Genomic DNA, 20,309 nt, shown 5'->3' on the forward strand with positions numbered 1-20,309 from the left:
TAATCTTCCACAGTTTATAAAAAGACATGACGTAATTTATGTAGACAAGTACTCTTCTGACCTGTATATGTCGTCAAACCTCATCTGCCGCTCACTTCTGTAAAAAAACGCCCTGCATGAAATACGCAATCATGCAGGGCATTTATATTTATCTTAAAAAGCAAATCCGAAACTTACGGATCTTAATGTATCGTGCTGTCTTCAGCACGATTATCGGCAGCATATTTATCCCGAAGGAGTGAATATACTTAGTCAGCCATGAGTTTGACCATAACTGCCTTCTGTGCGTGGAGACGGTTTTCTGCTTCTTCGAAGATCTCATCTGCATGAGCTTCGAATACCTTCTCAGTGATCTCTTCTTCACGGTGTGCAGGGAGACAGTGGAGAACCATAGCTTTTTCGTTTGCTGCAGCCATGATCTCGTCATTGATCTGGTATCCGGCAAATGCTTTCTTTCTCTTTTCAGCTTCGCCTTCCTGACCCATTGATGCCCATACGTCTGTGAGAAGTACGTCAGCACCCTTTGCTGCTTCAATAGGCTTGTCAGTCATTGTGAAACGTCCTGTTGAACGTGCATATTCAAGAACTGTCTCAGCCGGCTGATAATCGTTCGGGCATGCGATCGAAACGCTCATACCTACCTTAAGGAAACCTGTGATAAGTGAGTTGGCCATGTTGTTGCCGTCACCGATGTAGCACATTTTTAGGCCGTCAAAACTGCCCTTGAATTCACGTACTGTCATAAGGTCTGCGAGCACCTGGCATGGGTGACAGTAATCTGTAAGACCATTGATTATCGGGACGGAACCGTACTTTGCAAGATCTTCAACTTCCTTCTGTTCGAAAGTTCTGATCATGATACCGTCAAGATAACGTGAGAGTACTCGTGCTGTATCCTGTACAGGTTCGCCGCGGCCTATCTGAAGGTCGTTTGATGAAAGGAAAAGCGGATAACCGCCGAGCTGGTACATACCTGTTTCAAATGAAACGCGTGTACGTGTTGAAGCCTTCTGGAATATCATACCCAGAGTCTTTCCCTTGAGGTGCGGATGCGGAATTTCGTGCTTGAGTTCGTATTTGAGCTGATCTGCGAGGTTAAGAAGGTCGATTATTTCTTCCTTGCTTAACTGCATCATGGTGAGTAAATGTTTCATCTTTTAATTCTTCCTTTCTGTGTTTATTCTGCGAGTATTTCTTCAAGTATTTTAAGTCCTGCATCTATCTCCTCAAATGTGATATTGAGAGGAGGGAGAAGACGAACCTTTGTCTTGGCTGTAAGGAGAAGAAGGCCCTTGTCAAGAGCGGCCTTCACAACATCCGCCGCTTTCTTTTCCGTAAGCTCGATGCCGATCATAAGACCAAGGCCTGTAACTGATGCAACGCCTTTCATTTTTGACACCTTATCAAAAATGTATTCACTCTTCTTCTGTACTTCAGCGAGGAATTCAGGAGAAGATACACGTGAAACAACTACGTTTCCGCCTGCACATGCCAGCGGATTGCCGCCGAATGTGGAGCCATGTGTCCCCGGAGTAAGTACGGATGAACATTTTTCAGAAGCGAGACACGCACCTACCGGGATTCCGCCGGCAATGCCCTTTGCCATAGTTGTTATGTCAGGCTTTACTCCGAAATGTTCGGAAGCAAGGAACTTTCCTGTACGTCCTGCACCTGTCTGAACTTCATCGGCTATCATGAGGATATCCTTTTCATCACAGATGGCACGTACTGCCTTTACGAAGTCTTCATCAAGCTTTACAACGCCGCCTTCGCCCTGTACCATTTCGATCATGATGGCACATACTGTATCATCGGCGCATTTCTTAAGTGCTTCAATGTCATTTGCAGGTGTGTGAACGAATCCTTCGAGGAACGGGAAGAAGTAGTTATGGAAAACATCCTGTCCTGTAGCTGAAAGAGTAGCCATTGTACGGCCGTGGAATGAATTCACAAGAGTGATTATTGTATGGCGGCCTTTGCCGTACTTGTCGAAGCTGTATTTACGTGCTATCTTGATGGCACATTCATTTGCTTCGGCGCCGCTGTTTCCGAAGAACACCTTGTCATATCCGGTAACTTTGCAAAGCTTTTCAGCAAATTCAGCCTGAACCGCCGTGTAGTAGTAGTTTGATGTGTGCTGAATGCTGCGTACCTGTTTGCATACAGCGTCAGCCCATTCTTCATCGCAGTAGCCAAGAGAGTTCGTTCCGATACCGCTGCCGAAGTCGATATATTTTTTATTGTTTTCATCGGTTGCTTCACGTCCGCTGCCTGATCCCATTACTAGATCGTAACGGCCGTATGTATGCATGACGTTGTCGTTGAATTTTTCTATTGTAGTCATCTTTCTATTCCTTTCATTTTATCTGAAAGCAAAGGAAACACATATCAGGTAAACTGTGTACCGATACCTTCGTTTGTAAGAAGTTCAATAAGTATCGAGTGAGGAACTCTGCCGTCGATAATAACGGTCTTGTTCACACCTCTTCTTACTGCTTCAACACAGCATTCGATCTTAGGGATCATACCGCCTGAGATGATGCCCTGTCTCTTCAGGTAAGGAACATCACTTACATTTACTGACGGAATAAGAGTTGAAGGATCGTCCTTGTCCTTAAGAAGTCCGGCAATATCTGTCATGAGAATAAGGTTTTCAGCTCCGAGTTCTGAAGCGATCCTTGAAGCCGCTGTATCCGCATTCACATTCATTGTCTGACCGTCCGGTGTACTTGCAACTGTTGCAATGACCGGAATATATCCGTTGTCAAGAGCATCTGTGATGACCTTAGTGTTGACCTTTGTAATATCGCCTACAAATCCGAGGTCTTCTTCAGACTTCACCTTTTCGGCAACAAGCATCTGACCGTCAATACCGCAGAGTCCGACAGCCGAACCCTTGTTCGCTGTTAGAAGAGCAACAAGTTCCTTGTTTACCTTGCCGGCAAGGACCATTTTTACAACATCAACGGTTTCCCTGTCGGTATATCTGAGACCGCCGATGAAACGGCTCTCAATATTAAGTCTCTTCAGCATGTCGCTTATTTCAGGGCCGCCGCCGTGAACGAGAACTACCTTTACACCTACGAGCGAAAGAAGAACTATGTCACTCATAACGGCCTGCTTGAGGTCATCGTTTGTCATTGCATTTCCGCCGTACTTAACGACAACGATCTTGTTGTTGTACTTCTGAATGTACGGAAGAGCATCTATAAGTATCTGTGAACGAACGCTGTTTTCTATAGTTTCCAATTTCGTAACCATCTTTCGTAAAAATTATTATCGGGAGCGCAGAAGCCACGTCTGCACTTTAAAAAAATCTGTTTGCTGCCGTAGTTTATATCAGCTTCTGTAATCTGCGTTGATCTTTACGTAGTCGTATGTAAGATCGCAGCCCCAGGCAGTCGCGCTTTCTGTACCCTCATTCATATTGATGAGGATCGTTACAGCCTTTTCTGAAAGGATCTTTGTAGCTTCATCTTCTTCAAACGGAACAGGATCACCCTTGTCGAACACAAGCATTTTTCCTGCGGCACTTTCAAACCAGAGCTGAACGTCATTCTGGTCAAACTGTGCACCGGAATATCCCATTGCGCAGAGAAAACGCCCGAAGTTTGCATCGTGTCCGTATATAGCAGCCTTGGAAAGATTTGATCCGACAACGGAACGGGCCATTATCTTCGCATCTTCCTTACTCTTTGCGTTGATTATCTTTGCTTCGAAGAGCGCTGTAGCGCCTTCGCCGTCGCCCGCCATTCTCTTTGCGAGATATTCGCAGACACAGTAAAGTGCATCACGGAAAAGTTTATAGTTTTCGTCCTTTGAATTTATTTCCGGATTTCCGGCAAGACCGTTTGCAAGGACGAGAAGAGTATCGTTTGTTGATGTGTCGCCGTCAACTGTGATCATGTTGAATGTATCTTTTACAACATCCGACAGAGCTTCCTGAAGGAGCTTCTTTTCGATAGCAGCGTCTGTTGTAACGTATCCGAGCATTGTACACATGTTAGGGTGGATCATACCGGAGCCCTTGCTCATCGCACCGACTGTTACTGTTTTTCCGCCGATCTCAAAAGAAACAGCGATTTCCTTGTTGACGGTATCTGTTGTCATGATAGCTTTTGAAGCTTCTGTTCCGGATTCCTTACCGTAAGCCTTCTTTGACATGAGATCCTTTACACCGGCTGTGATCTTTTCAGGATCGATCTTCATACCGATAACACCTGTAGAGCCAACGAGAACGCTCTCTGAGGAATCACCGGTGATGTCTGTAACTGCCTGTTCCGTAATACGGCAGATATCAAGTCCCTGTTTGCCGGTACACGCATTTGCAATACCGGAATTTACTACGACCGCTCTTACCTTTTTGTCCGAGTCAGTTACAGCCTTGTCCCAGAGTACAGGAGCAGCCTTGACTACGTTTGTTGTATAGACACCGGCTGTTACGCACGGTTCATCACTGTATATGAGAGCCATATCTGTACGGCCCTTGTATTTGATCCCTGCAGCTGCCGATGCTGCCTGAAACCCCTTCGGAGCAGTAACTCCGCCTTCGAGTATTTTTATATTATCTGGCATTTTAATTACCTCTTTGTATTTTAATAACCATGAACAGTGCATAGTGTTTTCATAAAAGAAAACCTGTCATGCCGAACATATTATAAGTTAAGACCAGTTGCCTCATCAATGCCCATCATGATGTTGAGACACTGAACAGCCGCACCTGAAGCGCCCTTGCCGAGATTGTCAAGACGTGAGCAGAGGAGAACCTGATCATCGTTTCCGAATACAAATATCTGCATTCTGTCATGATTGCTGAGCGTATTGGAAGCAAGGAATCCGTCAGGAAGTTCTGCAGTACCGCCCATGGACATTACTGAAACCATTTTCTGTCCTTCATAGTGCTTTGCAAGAGCTTCATAAATGTCATTTATTCCGCACTTCTTTTCGAGAAGTCTTGTCTGTACAGGAACTGAAACTACCATACCGCTGTAGTAATCGCATACAATAGGATTGAACATCGGCTTCACTGAAAGTCCTGAGATCTTCTGCATTTCCGGAAGATGCTTGTGGCTCTGTGTAAGAGCGTACTGTCTCGGGCTGTTAAATTCATACGGCTTGTCCGCACCTTCGTAAACAGCGATAGCCTTTTTGCCGGCTCCGCTGTACCCTGAAGTAGCATATGCAAATACCGGAAAATCCTTCTGCATGATGCCTGCACTTACAAGAGGAGCTACAAGTGAAATAAATCCGCTTGCATAGCAGCCCGGAACTGCAAGGCTTTTTGTAGTCTTTATTTTTTCACGCTGTGAAGCTGAAAGTTCCGGAAAACCGTAGACCCAGCTGTCATTTGTTCTGTGAGCTGTTGAAGCATCAAGGATCCTTACGTGATCATTCTCAACAAATGAAGCGGCTTCGATGGAAGCTGCATCAGGGAGACAAAGAAAAGTAAAGTCAGAACTGTTTATAAGTCTCTTTCTTTCTTCAGGATCCTTTCTCTTGTCTTCATCTATCTTAAGAAGTTCAATATCGTTTCTTCCGCTGAATCTTTCTATTATACGAAGTCCGGTAGTACCTTCCTGACCGTCGATATATACTTTAACTGGCATCGTTTTTCACCCTTCTTATTTATCTTTTTTTTCGTCTTTTCCGCCGTCGTTTTTCATATTCTTAACAACGCTGAAGACCATGGTAGCACCGAAGGTGATAATGAGCCATACTTTGTTTACCTGCGGTGAATTTTCAAACTTAAGTATCATGATAACAAGGAATCCGACAAACCACACTGCCACTCCTGCAAGGCTTATCAGAAAAACCGAGATAATGTTTTTGCGGCTCATCATGACATTGCCTCTGCAAGTGAAGTCCTTGTCTTTTCTATCTGTACCTTTACGGCTTCAGGTGAAGGTCCGCCGTATGAATTTCTCTGGTTTACGCATGTCTCAAGGCTGATGGCAGTGTAAACATCCTTATCAAACAGATCGGTAAAGTTTCTGTATTCCTCAAGTGGAAGTGTTTCGAGTGTTTCGTTCTTTTCGATACAGAGAGCAACGAGCTGTCCTGTTATCTTGTATGCATCACGGAACGGCATGCCTTTCTTGACAAGATAATCTGCACAGTCAGTAGCATTGATAAATCCCTTTGCAGCTGCATTACGCATATTTTCTTTGTTTATCTTCATTGTACCGATCATAGGAATAAAGGTCTTAAGGCAGAGCTTTACGTTGTCAATGGCATCGAAAATTGCTTCCTTGTCTTCCTGCATATCCTTGTTGTACGCAAGCGGAAGTCCCTTTAGCATTGAAAGAAGTGTAACGAGGTCGCCTGTTACACGACCTGTCTTGCCTCTGATAAGTTCTGTAATATCCGGATTCTTCTTCTGCGGCATGATGGATGATCCTGTAGCATAGGCATCATCGAGCTCGATGAACTTGAATTCCCATGAACACCACATAATGATCTCTTCTGAAAATCTTGAAAGATGAGTCATAAGAAGAGAAAGAGCACATGCAAGTTCAACGCAGAAGTCACGGTCAGATACACCGTCAAGGCTGTTTACCATCGGCTCTCTGAAGCCAAGGAGTTCTGAAGTCATGAAACGGTCTATAGGATATGTAGTGCCTGCAAGAGCGCAGCTTCCGAGAGGATTTACGTTCATTCTCTCAGCTGTGTCAGCGAGTCTTGAAAGATCTCTTAAGAGCATCTGGCCGTACGCCATCATGTGATGAGCAAGAGTTATCGGCTGTGCTCTCTGAAGATGAGTGTATCCCGGCATGATAGTGTCTGTATTCTTTTCAGCTATTCCGCAGAGTTCCTTTACAAGTTCTGCTGTGAGCTTTCTTATTTCTTCGATCTCATCTCTGAGGTAGAGTCTTATGTCAACAGCGACCTGGTCGTTTCTTGAACGTGATGTATGAAGTCTTTTGCCGGTGTCGCCGTATCTCTTTGTAAGTTCAGCTTCAATGAACATGTGAATGTCTTCAGCTGTCATATCAAGTTCAAGCTTGCCTGATTCGATGTCATCGAGGATCTCGCGAAGTCCTTTTATGATCTTTACGCTGTCTTCCTCAGGAATGATCCCGCATTTTCCGAGCATAGTTGCATGAGCTATGCTTCCCTGTATATCATGTCTGTACATTCTTCCGTCAAAGGAAATAGATGAATTGAAAGCGTTTACTGTTTCGTCAACTTCCTTTGAAAATCTTCCGGCCCACATTTTTGCCATCGGTAGCTACACACCTTTCTTGATCAACCGTTGATAAGTTTATCTACATCGATTTTCTTTTCCTTCACAGCCTTCAGCAAAGCACCGATATCGATGCCGTCTATTTTAAGGCCGTCAGTTTCACATTCTGTTATTTCAACATCCTTGAGACTGCATTCTGTAAATCTGGATCCTGTGAGGATAATTTTTTCAAATGACGCATTCTGCATATCTGAATAGAAGAGCTGCGAGTCATCAAGCGATACCTCAGTAAATTTGGTTTCCTTGAAGTTTACGCCTTTGAACATCGCTCTGGACATATTAAGTCCTGTAAACTTGGCAGCTTCCATGTTTACGTTCTCGATAACCGCCTTGGCAAAGCTGGATGAAAGGATCGTACTGTTGTCGAGATAAGCATCCTGGAACGCACAGCTGTTAAGATCGACTTCCTTGAATACGGCACATTCCATATTAGCCTTTGAAAAAGTTACCGTAGAAAGATTAACACTGTTGAACTCTGCTCTTTCGAGATTGACTGTGACAAATTCTGCGTCCGGTATGCTGTCTTCAGAAAGTCTGAGCTTTTCCCCGACTTTATGCTGATACGTTTTGATCTCGTCCATTTCAAAAAACCTCCCTCTTAAAAATCAGGATAATATAAATATAAATAAAATAAAAGGCGGACGAACTTAACCGCCCGTCCTTTTATTATAACTGTTATAAATGACTATGTGTAAAAAATACTGATCAGTACAGGGAAAACGGACAAAATCCCGCGTATTCCCTGCATCAGTGTTTATAATTACTTGTTTCTCTTAGCGTCGAGCTTAGCCTTTACAAGTGTAGGGAGTCCGAAGAGATTAATGAATCCTTCAGCATCCTTCTGGTTGTAAACTTCGTCTTCGTCGAATGTAGCTACTTCTTCATCATAGAGTGTATATGGTGATGTTACACCGGCATTGATTATGTTGCCCTTGTAGAGCTTGAGCTTAACTTCACCTGTAACTGTCTTCTGTGTTTCTGTTACGAAAGCTGAAAGAGCTTCTCTTAAAGGTGTGAACCACTGGCCGTTGTAAACAACATCAGCGAACTTAACAGCGAGGTGCTGCTTGATTCTTGCTGTTTCCTTGTCGAGTGTGATAGTTTCAAGAACTTCGTGAGCGTGGTAAAGGATAGTACCGCCTGGTGTTTCATAAACGCCTCTTGACTTCATACCAACGAGTCTGTTTTCAACGAGGTCTGCAATACCGATACCGTTTTCGCCGCCTACCTTGTTAAGAGCTGTAACGAGTTCTGTAGCACCCATCTTCTTGCCGTCGAGAGCGACAGGAATACCCTTTTCAAAAGTAAGAGTGATGTATGTCGGCTTGTCAGGAGCCTGTTCAGGTGAAACGCCGAGTTCAAGGAAACCTGGCTTGTTGTACTGTGGTTCATTTGCAGGGCTTTCAAGATCGAGACCTTCGTGTGAAAGGTGCCAGATGTTCTTGTCCTTTGAGTAGTTTGTTTCACGATTGATCTTGAGCGGAATGTTGTGAGCTTCAGCGTAGTCAATTTCTTCGTCTCTTGACTTGATTGTCCATTCTCTCCAAGGAGCAATGATCTTCATGTCAGGAGCAAATGCCTTGATAGCAAGTTCAAAACGAACCTGGTCATTACCCTTACCTGTACATCCGTGGCAGATAGCATCTGCACCTTCCTTGACAGCTATTTCAGCAATTCTCTTTGCAATGATAGGTCTTGCAAATGAAGTACCGAGGAGGTATCTGTTTTCATAAACAGCGCCTGCCTGAACTGTTGGGAATACGTAATCAGTAAGGAATTCTTCTGTGATGTGTTCTATATAAAGCTTTGAAGCACCTGTCTTGATAGCCTTTTCCTCAAGACCGTCAAGTTCTGTTCCCTGTCCGACGTCAGCTGAAACAGCGATTACTTCGCAGTTGTTGTAGTTTTCCTTGAGCCACGGAATGATGATAGAAGTATCAAGTCCGCCTGAATATGCAAGAACGACTTTTTTGATATCTTTTGTTGCCATAATGAGAACCTCCGTTTATCGTGATAATTATGATATATTTAAATTATAACCCTTTGATCGGAAAAGTCAATAGAGACTGTATATTTATTCATTTTTCCTTAAATATTCACTGGAACAATGAATAAAAGTTCTTTTCCCGATGCGGCGGCAGGACCGGAAATCAGAAAAGAATTTATACTGCTGCATTGCAGAAAAAGCATAAAACAACAGCCGCAGACCGGAATCAGTGTGATCCGTATCTGCGGCATCGGCTTATTATATTCTGAACGACTGATTGTTTTTACGTTCATACAGAAAAAGAACGCATAACACAGCCATTACACAAATAACTGAAATATGTATCAGAACTCTGGCGTTGAACCAGGCAAGAACCATAAGCCCTCCCGTTACTGCAAAATCAATTATTGTGATCATTCTCCACTTTCTGCTTGTGCTGCTGTTAAGGTCAGCATAAAGCGAAGTGAAAAAGAGCACGAACGAGATGACAAACATAATCACCGGATCATAAAGAAATGTTCTTGCAAATGTCACGATATTCATAAGTACCGGACAAAGAAGAATAAACGACAATTTTTTCATACAAATCACTTTCTCCCCTTTTTAATTTACAGTCCCTGCTCATAAGAAGATATACCCCTTTATCTTCATTTCGGTAAAACCGTTTAATTATATTCTATCACAGTGCCTGTTTCATTTCAACAGGTTTTGGGTGAACGGTAGGCTATAGCGGGTAAACGGTCGTTTTTTGGATCAATCTGGTATTTTCCGTGTTAAGAAAACGCTGATTTATTCATAAATCAGCGTGGGGATCCGGGGCGAAGCCCCGCATATCCCACCTCCGGAAATCCGGAGAAGCCGGATTTCCGATTTAATCAGTGTTTCCTTAACACAGATGATATAAATGAAAAAAAGCTCTGACTTTTTATGTTCAGAACCTTTTTTCATTTTAATTTATTTATTTTCTTAAAGTAGATATCTGTTTAGGGACGAGCAGGAAACCCGGCCCGGTTTCCCGCCCGACGCATCTTTCCGATTACAGCTTTATTCTATCACACGCTATTTTAAAAATCAATACCTTTTGGGTGAACGGTAGGCTATAGCGGGTGAACGGTCGTTTTTTGGATTAATATGGGATGAAACCGCTGTACAGCAGAAAAAAATCCGGATCTGTTTTCAGAATCCGGAGTTATTTCCCCCAATATTATCAACAGAACTGCAGCACGGCACCGGCTTCTGCCGTACTGATATTCTGCCCATGAAAGTTTACAGAAAATTGCTTATTCCATTCGAAAGAAAGCTGAAAATATCACCTAACCCTATAGAATAGAAAATAGTAAAATCAAACATGCCCAACATTCACTTTTCACCCCTTTTTACAAGGAATACATGAGAAAAGCACTGATAAAACCAGAATGCCGGGAAATATCCCTGCATATAACTCTGATCAGTAAACCAGCACTACCGGTATTTGCATTGTATTTTCATCAAAATTCACTGATATCTGATAAAACCTGATACGCTGCAGCCTTATAAACCCGCACGTTATCATATTAATCTCCCGCAGCCGGAAAAGGGAGTCCATGAATATCAGTAAACAAAAATTCATTTTTTCTACGGAAAATATTATATTAACCGTTTCACAGTCAGTTTAACCGTTTAGCAGTAAGTTTCCTCAAAACACCTTCAGTGCATTCGGAAGTATTATCTTAACTTCAAAAACATTGTCATCAAATCTGTATTCAACCATGCCATTGTTCTTCTCTACGCATCTTTTTATATTCTGAGTTCCTATGCCATGATTGTGCTTATCATTTTTGCTTGTCACAAATTTACCGTTCTTTATGGTCACAGCTTCGCTTGCAGTATTTTTTACAGTAACTATCATGCTGTTTGTCACAGTTTCAATCGTAGCTGAGACTGTTTTTTCCTTTTGGCACTTATCTGCGTTTTCAAATGCGTTTCCAAGTACATTTGAAAACATAGTACATATATCTGTATTCGAAACAGCAAGTTCATCGGGAAACAGACCATTCCATTCAAGCGAAACTTCAGGAAATTTTGTCTTATAGTCACTTGCTATCGCGCTCACTACAGTATTCCCTGTTTTCACTTCAGGATTGGAAGATGAATACACGCCCTTTATCTGTCCGATATATTTTCTGACTTCATCGTACTTTTCTTCATTAAGAAGAGCCTCAACACTTATTATGTGATTGTTGAGATCATGACGAAATTTTCTGAGTTCATCCTGATGATCAAGAAGCTTCATATAGTAGTTTTCCTGAACATCAAGCATTTTCTGGTTTATGTGTGAAAGATTATAGTAATAATCTCTTCGGTTTACCGAATAGACTACAATGCACTCAGCTGTAAATATGAGGACTATAGTCAAAGTAAGCAGAGATTTTTTTACACCAAGTTCTGCATGATAATCCACTGCATATATATACACTATAACCTGTGCAGCAACTAGTACTATCAGATAAAAAGCATTCATTTTCCTGAGAGGATAATCAAGGCCTTTCATCTTTTTGCTCTGAATAAGATAAGCAGGCAAAGCAAGAATAATTATAGTAAGAGATGTTGTAAGCAGGTAATACTCATTGTATTCGTTGTTAAACAGTCTGCAGACCGAATAATGTATCAGTTCATCAATGCAGCACACCGTCATATAGCATATCAGTGCGATAAGAAACTTTTTCTTTCCTTCAAGAAAATGTAATACAGATGATATTACCGTTACAGGCAGTGTAACTGCATTTATACTGAAAAACAAAAAAATGATCAGCTTAAAAGGATTTGTCCTCAGCAGTTCAGTTTTATATGCATCATCGTTCATCTTTGAAAGATCAAGCTCAAAATACGCAGGAATCGCTGTAAACGCAGCAGTCAGCAGAACTGCCACACCAACGGATGTCAGTATACTTCGTTTTCCTTTTCTGATCTCAAAATTGAAAATACCGCACATCATTATGATAAGCTTGATAGATTCAATAACAAAAGCGGCTGAAAATTCCGGTACAGTAGTGTACATTGATACTCACATCATCCTTGCATTATTTTTTATAAATTCCAGATAAGCAGTCCTGAAAGGCTGTATGCTTCTGCGTGCCACCGGAAAATCACTGCTGTATCCGGTCAGTTTCACTGACGACTTTCCCAAAGAGGCAACATGCTTCATCGAAACAAGAAGAGTCTTGTGTATTCTGAAGAATACCTCACTGTTCAGCTTCTCGCTCCAGTCTTTTAATGTTGCTGAAGCCGGATAATAATTCCCCCTTATATCATGAACATAGGTTCCCTCACCGGAAGACTCTATGTAAACAATATTATCGGTATATATTTCGGAAACTACTCCGCGGAACTCTGCAACTACTTTTTCCATTGACTTGCGGTTCGACATGGAATTGCCGAACGCCTCGTTGAATTTTTCATTGTCAACAGGTTTCTGAAGAAACCTGAAAGCTCTTACCTTAAATGCGTCATAAACATATTCTATATGGCTCGTAAGAAAGATAATATCTGCATCGGAGCCTTTTTCCCTGAGTTTCTCCGCGGTCTCAATACCACTCATCCCCGGCATTTCTATATCAAGAAAAATAATATCGTAACAGTGCTCACTGGCTGCAAGATCATTCCCGCAGGTGTACTCATCAACTTCCAGTCCGGCACTGGTTTCTGATATATATTTTTTTAACTGTTCTCTGAAAAATTTTTCATCATCACATACTGCAATCTTCATATTGTCCTCCCGGATATATAGCCTATTATAACACATCACTGATAATTTTGCAACAGAAGCCCGAAAATACGTGGATTGCGACGTAGTTTTAATGACACTTTGAAGTCCATCCTGACAAAAAACAAGTCTGTTAGAACTGTAATCTGATAAAATATTAAGAGGGCAAAGAACAGAAATTTCTTTACCCTCTCTGTGTTGTTTTATTAAACTGCCGGTCATTACTGAAGCGGGCTGATTCCGGTACTCTTATTTATTTTCGTACACAGCAACGATCTCTGAAGTGTACATTCTGTGCACCGGATCATTCTCATAGAACTTAAGAAGTGAAGAGTCAGTAAACTTATCCTTTTCAAGGTCCTGCGCATAAAGCTTGCGGCACACAAGTACAAGTCTTGCTTCCCCGAATGAAACCGTACCGTCGATTTCCACAGGAGTAATGCCTGTTTCCTTCGCCTTGTCATGATCACGTCCTGATTTTGATCCGCAGAAATTCAGCATTGGTCTGTATTTGTCGCTGTCAAAGAATGAAAATGTGATAAGATCATTCTTTTCAGAGAATTCAAAAGTATATCTGTTGTGTCTTATACCGCATGTAAACACCGGTTTTCCCCACATAATACCCATGCTGCCCCATGAAGCAGTCATTGTATTGTAATCAGAAACTGATGTTCCCGATGTGATAAGGAACCAGTCACGTCCGATAAGTTCAAAAGGGTTTACCTTAAGGCTTTCGATCGATGTTTTTACTAAGCTCATAATTTATATCCTCCGTTTTTATGATAGCATTCTCAGAGAAACGCTGATTATTCATAAATCGGCGTGGGAGCTCCGGGGTGAAGCCCGGCAAATCCCGCCTCCGGAAATCCGGCGAAGCCGGATTTCCGATTTTATCAGTGTTTCCTTAAATTATGTTATCATATTTTTATACCTTAGTCAAATAAAAAAGGCGGTCCTGCCGGGAAGCAGATCCGCCTGAATATTATCTGAAAACTGAAAGAAAAATCAGCCCTGTTCGCTGAATCCGTTTGTTACGAGATCAACAAGTGCCTCAACTGCAACAACTTCATCTGCGCCGTCAGCAATTATCTTGATAGATGTACCGCCAACGATACCGAGTGAAAGGATACCTAAAAGGCTCTTTGCATTAACTCTGCGTTCTTCCTTTTCGATCCAGATTGAAGATTTGAATTCGTTAGCCTTCTGGATGAAAAATGTTGCTGGTCTTGCGTGAAGTCCTACCTGGTTCTGTACCATTACTTCTTTTACAAACATTATAAACTCTCCTCATAAATATTTTGGTTTCATTTATTATAAAAGATTATGCAAAAGCATTCTCTGAACTGTCCAAGCTTTAATGCATGGCAGTAACATATCAATTACCTTTAACCCTATTATACCGTGTAAATCCGAAGTAGTCAACGCATAAAACTGCCTAAGAACGCTTTTGAACTGAATTTTCTATGTATTGATTATGCGTAAATTATTTATCAGTCCGGTTTTTGTCGATTTTAACTAAAATTTATTAAACACTAACAACATTGGTTACAATAATATATTCACATTCACGTCTTATCTGTTATTTCATGGCTTTTAATGTAATTTTCATACATATCCGGTCTGCGGTTTTTGGTGATTTCGATGCTCATTTTCAGTCTGTAATCATCGATATTTTTGTGATGTCCCGACAAAAGCACTTCCGGAACTTTCACACCGTGCCACTCCTCCGGTCTCGTATACTGAGGGTATTCCAGAAGGCCGTTAAAATGGCTTTCATCCTGATAGCACAGCTCATCCGACAGGACACCTTCGCACATTCTTGATACAGCATCTGCAACGACCAGCGCAGGCAGTTCACCGCCAGTGAGGACATAATCGCCTATGGATATCTCCTCGTCAACTATTTCATCAAGGACACGCTGGTCAACACCTTCGTAATGGCCGCAGATTATCAGAATATTCTCAAGAGCTGCAAGCTCTATCGCTCTTTTCTGAGTAAAAACGTTTCCCTTCGGTGACATGTATATGGTATGCGGTTTTCCGCCCATTTCCTGACACACTGCCTCATAGCAGTTGAAAATAGGATCTGCCTGCATCACCATGCCCATTCCGCCGCCGTAAGGCGTATCGTCTACTCTTCGGTGCTTATCCTTCGTGTAGTCACGTATGTTGCGGCACGCAATATCCACCGCACCTTTTTTTCTGGCACGTCCGATTATACTTTCAGCAAGAACTGACTCACACATTTCCGGAAACAGTGTAGCTATCTCAATTTTCATTATCAAAAAGCCCCTCTAACGGTCTTATAGTCATTTTCTTATTTTCAATATCAGTGGTAATAACCACATCTGCGATTGCAGGAACGAGATATTCCTTTTCCCCGTCCCTGATGGCATACACGTCATTTGCTCCGGTCTGAAAAACGTCTTTTATAGTGCCGTAAACCTTGCCTGTATCAGCATCCGAGACCTCAATTCCGATAAGGTCCTTTATAAAATAAGTGTCTTCATCCAGTTCAACGTCATCACGTGAAAGATAAAGGACTTTTTCCCTGAGCTTTTCAGCTTCCTCCACAGTATTTATACCGGCAAACTTTGCAATCACCATGTTTTTGAATACTCTGGCGTTTTCGACCTCAAGTTCCTTTTTGCCCTCGCGGTCAAGATAAAGATAATCGAATTCACAGAGAAAATCGGCACTGTCGCACCACGGCATTATTTTCACATCGCCTCTCAGGCCGTGAACATTAACTATTTTTCCAGCTTCAAGAAAATTGTCTGACATGATATACCACCCGTTTCTATCAAAAAAACTGCCAGATGTCCTGAACATTGATCTGGCAGTATTGTTTTCATGTTTAATTGTATTCTCTGAAATTATTCAATTTCAAGAAGAACCTTTGAATTGTTTCTTGCTGCACCTGCGCGTAATACAGTTCTGATAGCCTTTGCTATTCTGCCCTGCTTTCCGATAACACGACCCATGTCGTCCTGAGCTACGTGAAGATGATAAACAATAACACCCTCTTCATTAGGTGCGTCTTCTGATATAGTTATTTCCTGCTTGTTTTCAACAAGGCCTTCAACTATTGCTAAAAGCAGTTCTTTCATATCTTTTCTCCTTATTATTTACCGGTACTTAAAAATTACCGTCCCTCGTAAACGATCTGATCTTTAAGATACAGACTTGTCAGTCTGTATCAGAAAGATAAAATCAATTGATTAAGCCTGAGCGTTCTTGATAAGCTTCTTAACTGTTTCAGTTGGCTGTGCACCATTCTTGATCCACTTGTCAGCCTTTTCAGTGTCAATCTTAATAACGCTTGGTGTCTTAGTTGGATCATAGTATCCGATCTCTTCGATGAATCTGCCGTCTCTTGGGTATCTTGAATCAGCAACAACAACACGGTAGAAAGGAGCCTTCTTAGCACCGATTCTCTTTAATCTGATCTTTACTGCCATTTTGATTTCACCTCCGGAATAAGATTATACTTATATATTAATGCGTGTAGCAAAAATATCATTTTTTCGGCATGCCAGGTATTTTCATATCTGCAGGCATGTCAGGCATTTTATCGAGGTTCATTCCCGCAATGCGCTTTTTCATGCGCTTTGATGAGAACGGTCCTTTTCCTCTGCCGAAGCTGCCGAACTGCTTCATTACCTTCTGCATCTGTTCAAACTGCTTGAGCAGTCTGTTTACGTCTTCGACCTTCATACCGCTTCCGGCTGCAATTCTCTTCTTTCTGGAAGGATTGATTATTGAAGGCTTTGCACGTTCTGCAGGTGTCATCGATGTGATTATCGCATCGATACGCTGGAACTGACGTTCATCCACGTCAATATCCTTTACCTTGTCGCCCATACCCGGAAGCATTCCGAGAAGGCTCTTTATCGAACCCATCTTCTGGATCTGGAGAAGATAATTTCTTAAGTCCTCCATGTCGAAGGTGTTTTCAGTGAATTTCTTTGCAAGCTTTTCAGAATCCTTAAGGTCAACTGCACTTTCCGCTTTTTCAATAAGTGTAAGCACGTCGCCCATACCGAGGATTCGTGACGCCATTCTTTCAGGATGGAACTGCTCGAAATCATCAAGCTTTTCACCCATGCCGACAAACTTGATCGGCTTGCCTGTTACTGACAGTACAGAAAGCGCTGCACCGCCTCTTGTATCTGAATCGAGTTTTGACATGAGCACGCTGTCAATTCCTATTGCTTCATCAAAAGCTCCGGCAACATTGACTGCATCCTGACCTGTCATCGCATCGACTACAAGCATTATTTCATTCGGATTTGTTTCCTTTTTGATGTTTCTGAGCTCATCCATAAGCTCAGTATCTATATGGAGACGGCCGGCGGTATCGAGTATTACGATGTCGTGACCGTAGTCCTTAGCGTATTTTACAGCTTCTTTTGCTATCTTGACCGGATCGGTCTGACCCATTTCGAAGACCTTTACTTCAGCCTTTTCGCCGACGATCTTAAGCTGGTCGATAGCTGCAGGTCTGTAAATGTCGCAGGCAACAAGCATTGGTCTGTGTCCCTGTGACTTGAAGTATTTTGCGAGCTTTGCTGAATGAGTAGTCTTACCTGAACCCTGAAGGCCGCACATCATGATGATACACGGTGGTTTCGAAGGCATGTTTATTCTCGCATTGGAGTTGCCCATGAGGTTACAGAGTTCTTCATTTACGATCTTAACAACCATCTGTGCAGGTGTAAGACTCTTGAGAACGTCCTCGCCGACAGCTCTTTCCGAAACCTTTGCCACAAAGTCTTTTACTACCTTATAGCTTACGTCCGCTTCAAGGAGAGCAAGACGTACTTCCCGCATGGCCTCTTTTACATCAGCCTCTGTAAGTTTTCCACGTGACTTCAGACGTTTAAAAACGTTATTCAGTTTGTCAGATAAACCTTCAAATGCCATTTTCCGAAGAAGCCTCCCTTTTTATATTGATCAGCCGAAGAGCTCATCGCCTTCGTCCACTATTTTAAGTATTTTACCGGTGTACTCAGAAATATTTTTCTGGTAGCTGTACTTTTCACGGTATTCGGCAGTGCAGCTTCTGATCGCATTTATCATGTCGTGCATTACCTTTGTCTTTCTGAAAAGCCCCATTTTCTCTTCGAATTCGTCGAGATACTGCTCAGCGTGCTTAATTGCGTCGTGTACGCCCTGACGTGAAATGTTCTCGTTTTCAGCTATTTCAGAAAGTGACAGATCTTCATAGTAGTAAAGCTGCATGATATCGCGCTGCTTTTCTGTAAGAAGATCACCATAATAATCCAGAAGAACCGCATAATCAAGATTTTTTGCCATCTTTTTGCCTCCTCTGAACTAGTTTGTAAAGTTTTAAGCCTTTACAATTATAACTCTTTTGTCCTTGCTTGTCAATAGAGAATAAAATTTTTTCATAAAATATTTCATTAATATGCTCAAGGCAGTCTTATTTCATTACGCTTTCGTCCTGTCTGACAATATTTTGCCATCTGAGATCTCTATTATTCTATTACACTGCTCAGCTATTTTCATATCATGAGTAACTATTATTAATGTTATCCCTTTTTGATTTAAATCAAATAACAAGCTTATAATTTCCGACGATGTAACTGTATCCAGTGCTCCTGTAGGCTCATCAGCCAATATTATTGAAGGTTCATTTACTATAGCCCTCGCAATTGCTATTCGTTGCTTTTGTCCTCCTGAAAGCTGACTTACTTTTTGTTCAGCAATCATGTCCATACCAACTGATTTCAGCGCATTCATCACTTTTTGTTTCTTTCCGGATACTATTTTTGGGGAAAAATCAAGAGGAAGAATAACATTTTCAAATCCGCTGAACTCATCAATCAACGCAAAATCCTGCATAACAACCCCGATTTTATTTCTGATTTCACATGCTATACTATCATTACAATGCTCCACTTCTTTTTCATCAAGTTTATAGATTCCAGATTCAAAATTATCAATACAGGCTATTATATTTAGCAGCGTCGTTTTTCCAGCTCCCGACTTGCCAATAATAGCTACTAATTCTCCGTCGCTAATCTTTAAATCTATATTATTAAGCACTTTATGTTCATTCGACTTTCCTAAAAAGTATGTCTTATTTATATTTTTTAATTCAATCATGTAAATAACCTCAGTATGATTTCAAATTCTGAACAGGTGAATTCTTTTTTAGTATTCTTCGAGAAACAAGGAAAGAACATATGGCATACAGAATCATATTGGTCATGCAAACTGTCAATTGCTTAAAACCTAATGTTATATAACTATAATGCAGAAGTTCGAGATAATCAATCAGCCATATAAGCGAACAACAAAATCCCATTGATATTAAAGCCGTAATCACCGATGAAAGCACGCTATATATTATACAACTATTCCACTTAAGACCACATATATAGAAAATCGAATAAGTTCTTAACTGATTCTTCATTATTAGCGCATTAGCACTTACTATAGTAGTAATTGTCAAAACAGATATACATATAACTAAAGGAAGTAAAACGACCAGCCTTTTTCTTATATTTTCAATACTGTTCTCCTTTATAGTATCATAGGATATCAATAATGATTTATTCAGTTTCATCAATGTTTTCTCATTATACTCTTTACTCTCAGTTGGAATATCAGACTTATATCTTAAAAACACTGGTCCGTTCATTTGCGTTATTACGGGTTTATCCAGCAGACTTTTCTGATTAAATATGAATAATGTTTTTTCTTCAATATCAAAATTGTAATTAACAAATAAATCCTGGGAACTTATTTCTTCTTTTTGTCTTGTCAAAGCACCAATTATCTTTGAATTCTGACTCATGACACCAACTATCTTAGCTTTGATTTCATTGCCAAAGCTGTCAAAAGTCACTTCATCTCCTGTCCTGAAGCCTGCATTGTTATCTGAAACAACAACCTGAACAAAATTCTCCTGATCTTTATTCAGGTCAAACCATTCACCATCTTTCATTTCAGGGGTGTACCAGTTAATAATATCATCATCATAGCTGATCGCATTTAAATCAGTCTCATTATAGGAGAGCCATACAGAATATGTACCAGAAATATTATCAGTATCTTTCACCAAATTCTGAAATTCTTCTTTCTGCCTTATTGTTTTTTTATCTTCAGGATTCTGACCATGATCAATAAAGGCATATGCTCCATTATTGTTTAATTCTTTTTTTAGTGGATTATACGTAGAATAAAACGAACATATAGTTGATGTCAAACTAATAAGAAGAAAAAATACGATTGCGATCTGTAATCCAACAAGAATATTAAGCTTATAATTCATTTTGAAACTTCGAACGATAATCTTCAGACTCATA

The 20,309-nt window shown here is 41.1% G+C and carries 22 protein-coding genes; all 22 read right to left on the reverse strand.

Going from position 1 to position 20,309, the window contains the following annotated elements:
- Positions 1-248: 248 nt before the first annotated feature.
- The 22 genes from argF to CC97_RS11645 all read right to left on the reverse strand — a co-directional run bounded on the left by argF (position 249) and on the right by CC97_RS11645 (position 20,308).
- Positions 249-1,154 (reverse strand): ornithine carbamoyltransferase, encoded by a 906-nt coding sequence (gene argF, locus CC97_RS11540; protein ID WP_044975088.1) that lies wholly within the window; start codon positions 1,152-1,154, stop codon positions 249-251.
- Positions 1,155-1,177: 23 nt separating this feature from the next.
- Positions 1,178-2,344, reverse strand: coding sequence for an aspartate aminotransferase family protein (locus tag CC97_RS11545; protein WP_044975089.1), 1,167 nt, complete (start codon positions 2,342-2,344; stop codon positions 1,178-1,180).
- 44 nt (positions 2,345-2,388) lie between these two features.
- Positions 2,389-3,249, reverse strand: a complete 861-nt coding sequence (argB, locus tag CC97_RS11550; protein WP_242848169.1) for an acetylglutamate kinase — start codon at positions 3,247-3,249, stop codon at positions 2,389-2,391.
- A 90-nt stretch (positions 3,250-3,339) separates the two neighbouring features.
- Positions 3,340-4,575 (reverse strand): bifunctional ornithine acetyltransferase/N-acetylglutamate synthase, encoded by a 1,236-nt coding sequence (argJ, locus tag CC97_RS11555; protein WP_197021861.1) that lies wholly within the window; start codon positions 4,573-4,575, stop codon positions 3,340-3,342.
- 80 nt (positions 4,576-4,655) lie between these two features.
- On the reverse strand, positions 4,656-5,606 hold the full coding sequence (gene argC, locus CC97_RS11560) for an N-acetyl-gamma-glutamyl-phosphate reductase (RefSeq protein WP_044975091.1): 951 nt from the start codon (positions 5,604-5,606) through the stop codon (positions 4,656-4,658).
- 15 nt (positions 5,607-5,621) lie between these two features.
- A complete protein-coding gene (locus CC97_RS11565; RefSeq protein WP_044975092.1) occupies positions 5,622-5,840 on the reverse strand; it encodes a hypothetical protein in 219 nt (72 codons plus the stop codon).
- On the reverse strand, positions 5,837-7,222 hold the full coding sequence (gene argH, locus CC97_RS11570; protein ID WP_044975093.1) for an argininosuccinate lyase: 1,386 nt from the start codon (positions 7,220-7,222) through the stop codon (positions 5,837-5,839). Before argH ends, CC97_RS11565 begins: the two co-directional genes overlap by 4 nt.
- 23 nt (positions 7,223-7,245) lie before the next feature.
- Entirely contained in the window at positions 7,246-7,824 is a 579-nt protein-coding gene (locus tag CC97_RS11575) for a pentapeptide repeat-containing protein (protein WP_044975094.1), read from the reverse strand.
- Positions 7,825-8,003: 179 nt separating this feature from the next.
- The gene (locus CC97_RS11580; protein WP_044975095.1) at positions 8,004-9,233 is read right to left on the reverse strand and encodes an argininosuccinate synthase; all 1,230 of its coding nucleotides are present in this window, start codon (positions 9,231-9,233) and stop codon (positions 8,004-8,006) included.
- A gap of 255 nt (positions 9,234-9,488) precedes the next feature.
- Positions 9,489-9,812, reverse strand: coding sequence for a hypothetical protein (locus tag CC97_RS11585; RefSeq protein WP_044975096.1), 324 nt, complete (start codon positions 9,810-9,812; stop codon positions 9,489-9,491).
- Positions 9,813-10,905: 1,093 nt separating this feature from the next.
- Positions 10,906-12,267, reverse strand: coding sequence for an ATP-binding protein (locus CC97_RS11590; RefSeq protein WP_044975097.1), 1,362 nt, complete (start codon positions 12,265-12,267; stop codon positions 10,906-10,908).
- A gap of 6 nt (positions 12,268-12,273) precedes the next feature.
- Positions 12,274-12,975: a LytTR family DNA-binding domain-containing protein gene (locus CC97_RS11595; protein ID WP_044975098.1), complete on the reverse strand. Its 702-nt coding sequence runs from the start codon at positions 12,973-12,975 to the stop codon at positions 12,274-12,276.
- Between the two features lie 246 nt (positions 12,976-13,221).
- Positions 13,222-13,731: a flavin reductase family protein gene (locus tag CC97_RS11600; protein ID WP_044975099.1), complete on the reverse strand. Its 510-nt coding sequence runs from the start codon at positions 13,729-13,731 to the stop codon at positions 13,222-13,224.
- 246 nt (positions 13,732-13,977) lie between these two features.
- Positions 13,978-14,247: an HPr family phosphocarrier protein gene (locus CC97_RS11605; protein WP_044975100.1), complete on the reverse strand. Its 270-nt coding sequence runs from the start codon at positions 14,245-14,247 to the stop codon at positions 13,978-13,980.
- Between the two features lie 290 nt (positions 14,248-14,537).
- Positions 14,538-15,251, reverse strand: coding sequence for a tRNA (guanosine(37)-N1)-methyltransferase TrmD (gene trmD / locus CC97_RS11610; protein WP_044975101.1), 714 nt, complete (start codon positions 15,249-15,251; stop codon positions 14,538-14,540).
- Positions 15,241-15,756, reverse strand: a complete 516-nt coding sequence (gene rimM / locus CC97_RS11615; RefSeq protein WP_044975102.1) for a ribosome maturation factor RimM — start codon at positions 15,754-15,756, stop codon at positions 15,241-15,243. Before rimM ends, trmD begins: the two co-directional genes overlap by 11 nt.
- A gap of 92 nt (positions 15,757-15,848) precedes the next feature.
- On the reverse strand, positions 15,849-16,082 hold the full coding sequence (locus CC97_RS11620) for a KH domain-containing protein (RefSeq protein WP_044975103.1): 234 nt from the start codon (positions 16,080-16,082) through the stop codon (positions 15,849-15,851).
- Between the two features lie 111 nt (positions 16,083-16,193).
- On the reverse strand, positions 16,194-16,433 hold the full coding sequence (gene rpsP, locus CC97_RS11625) for a 30S ribosomal protein S16 (RefSeq protein WP_044975104.1): 240 nt from the start codon (positions 16,431-16,433) through the stop codon (positions 16,194-16,196).
- Positions 16,434-16,491: 58 nt separating this feature from the next.
- Positions 16,492-17,898, reverse strand: coding sequence for a signal recognition particle protein (gene ffh, locus CC97_RS11630; protein ID WP_044975105.1), 1,407 nt, complete (start codon positions 17,896-17,898; stop codon positions 16,492-16,494).
- A 30-nt stretch (positions 17,899-17,928) separates the two neighbouring features.
- Positions 17,929-18,291, reverse strand: a complete 363-nt coding sequence (gene ylxM / locus CC97_RS11635; RefSeq protein ID WP_044975106.1) for a YlxM family DNA-binding protein — start codon at positions 18,289-18,291, stop codon at positions 17,929-17,931.
- Between the two features lie 135 nt (positions 18,292-18,426).
- Complete coding sequence (locus CC97_RS11640; RefSeq protein WP_044975107.1) at positions 18,427-19,104, reverse strand: ABC transporter ATP-binding protein; 678 nt, start codon at positions 19,102-19,104, stop codon at positions 18,427-18,429.
- A gap of 10 nt (positions 19,105-19,114) precedes the next feature.
- A complete protein-coding gene (locus tag CC97_RS11645) occupies positions 19,115-20,308 on the reverse strand; it encodes a hypothetical protein (protein WP_044975108.1) in 1,194 nt (397 codons plus the stop codon).
- Position 20,309: the final 1 nt, after the last annotated feature.

It is taken from the genome of Ruminococcus sp. HUN007, from assembly GCF_000712055.1.
GTDB lineage: Bacteria > Bacillota > Clostridia > Oscillospirales > Ruminococcaceae > HUN007.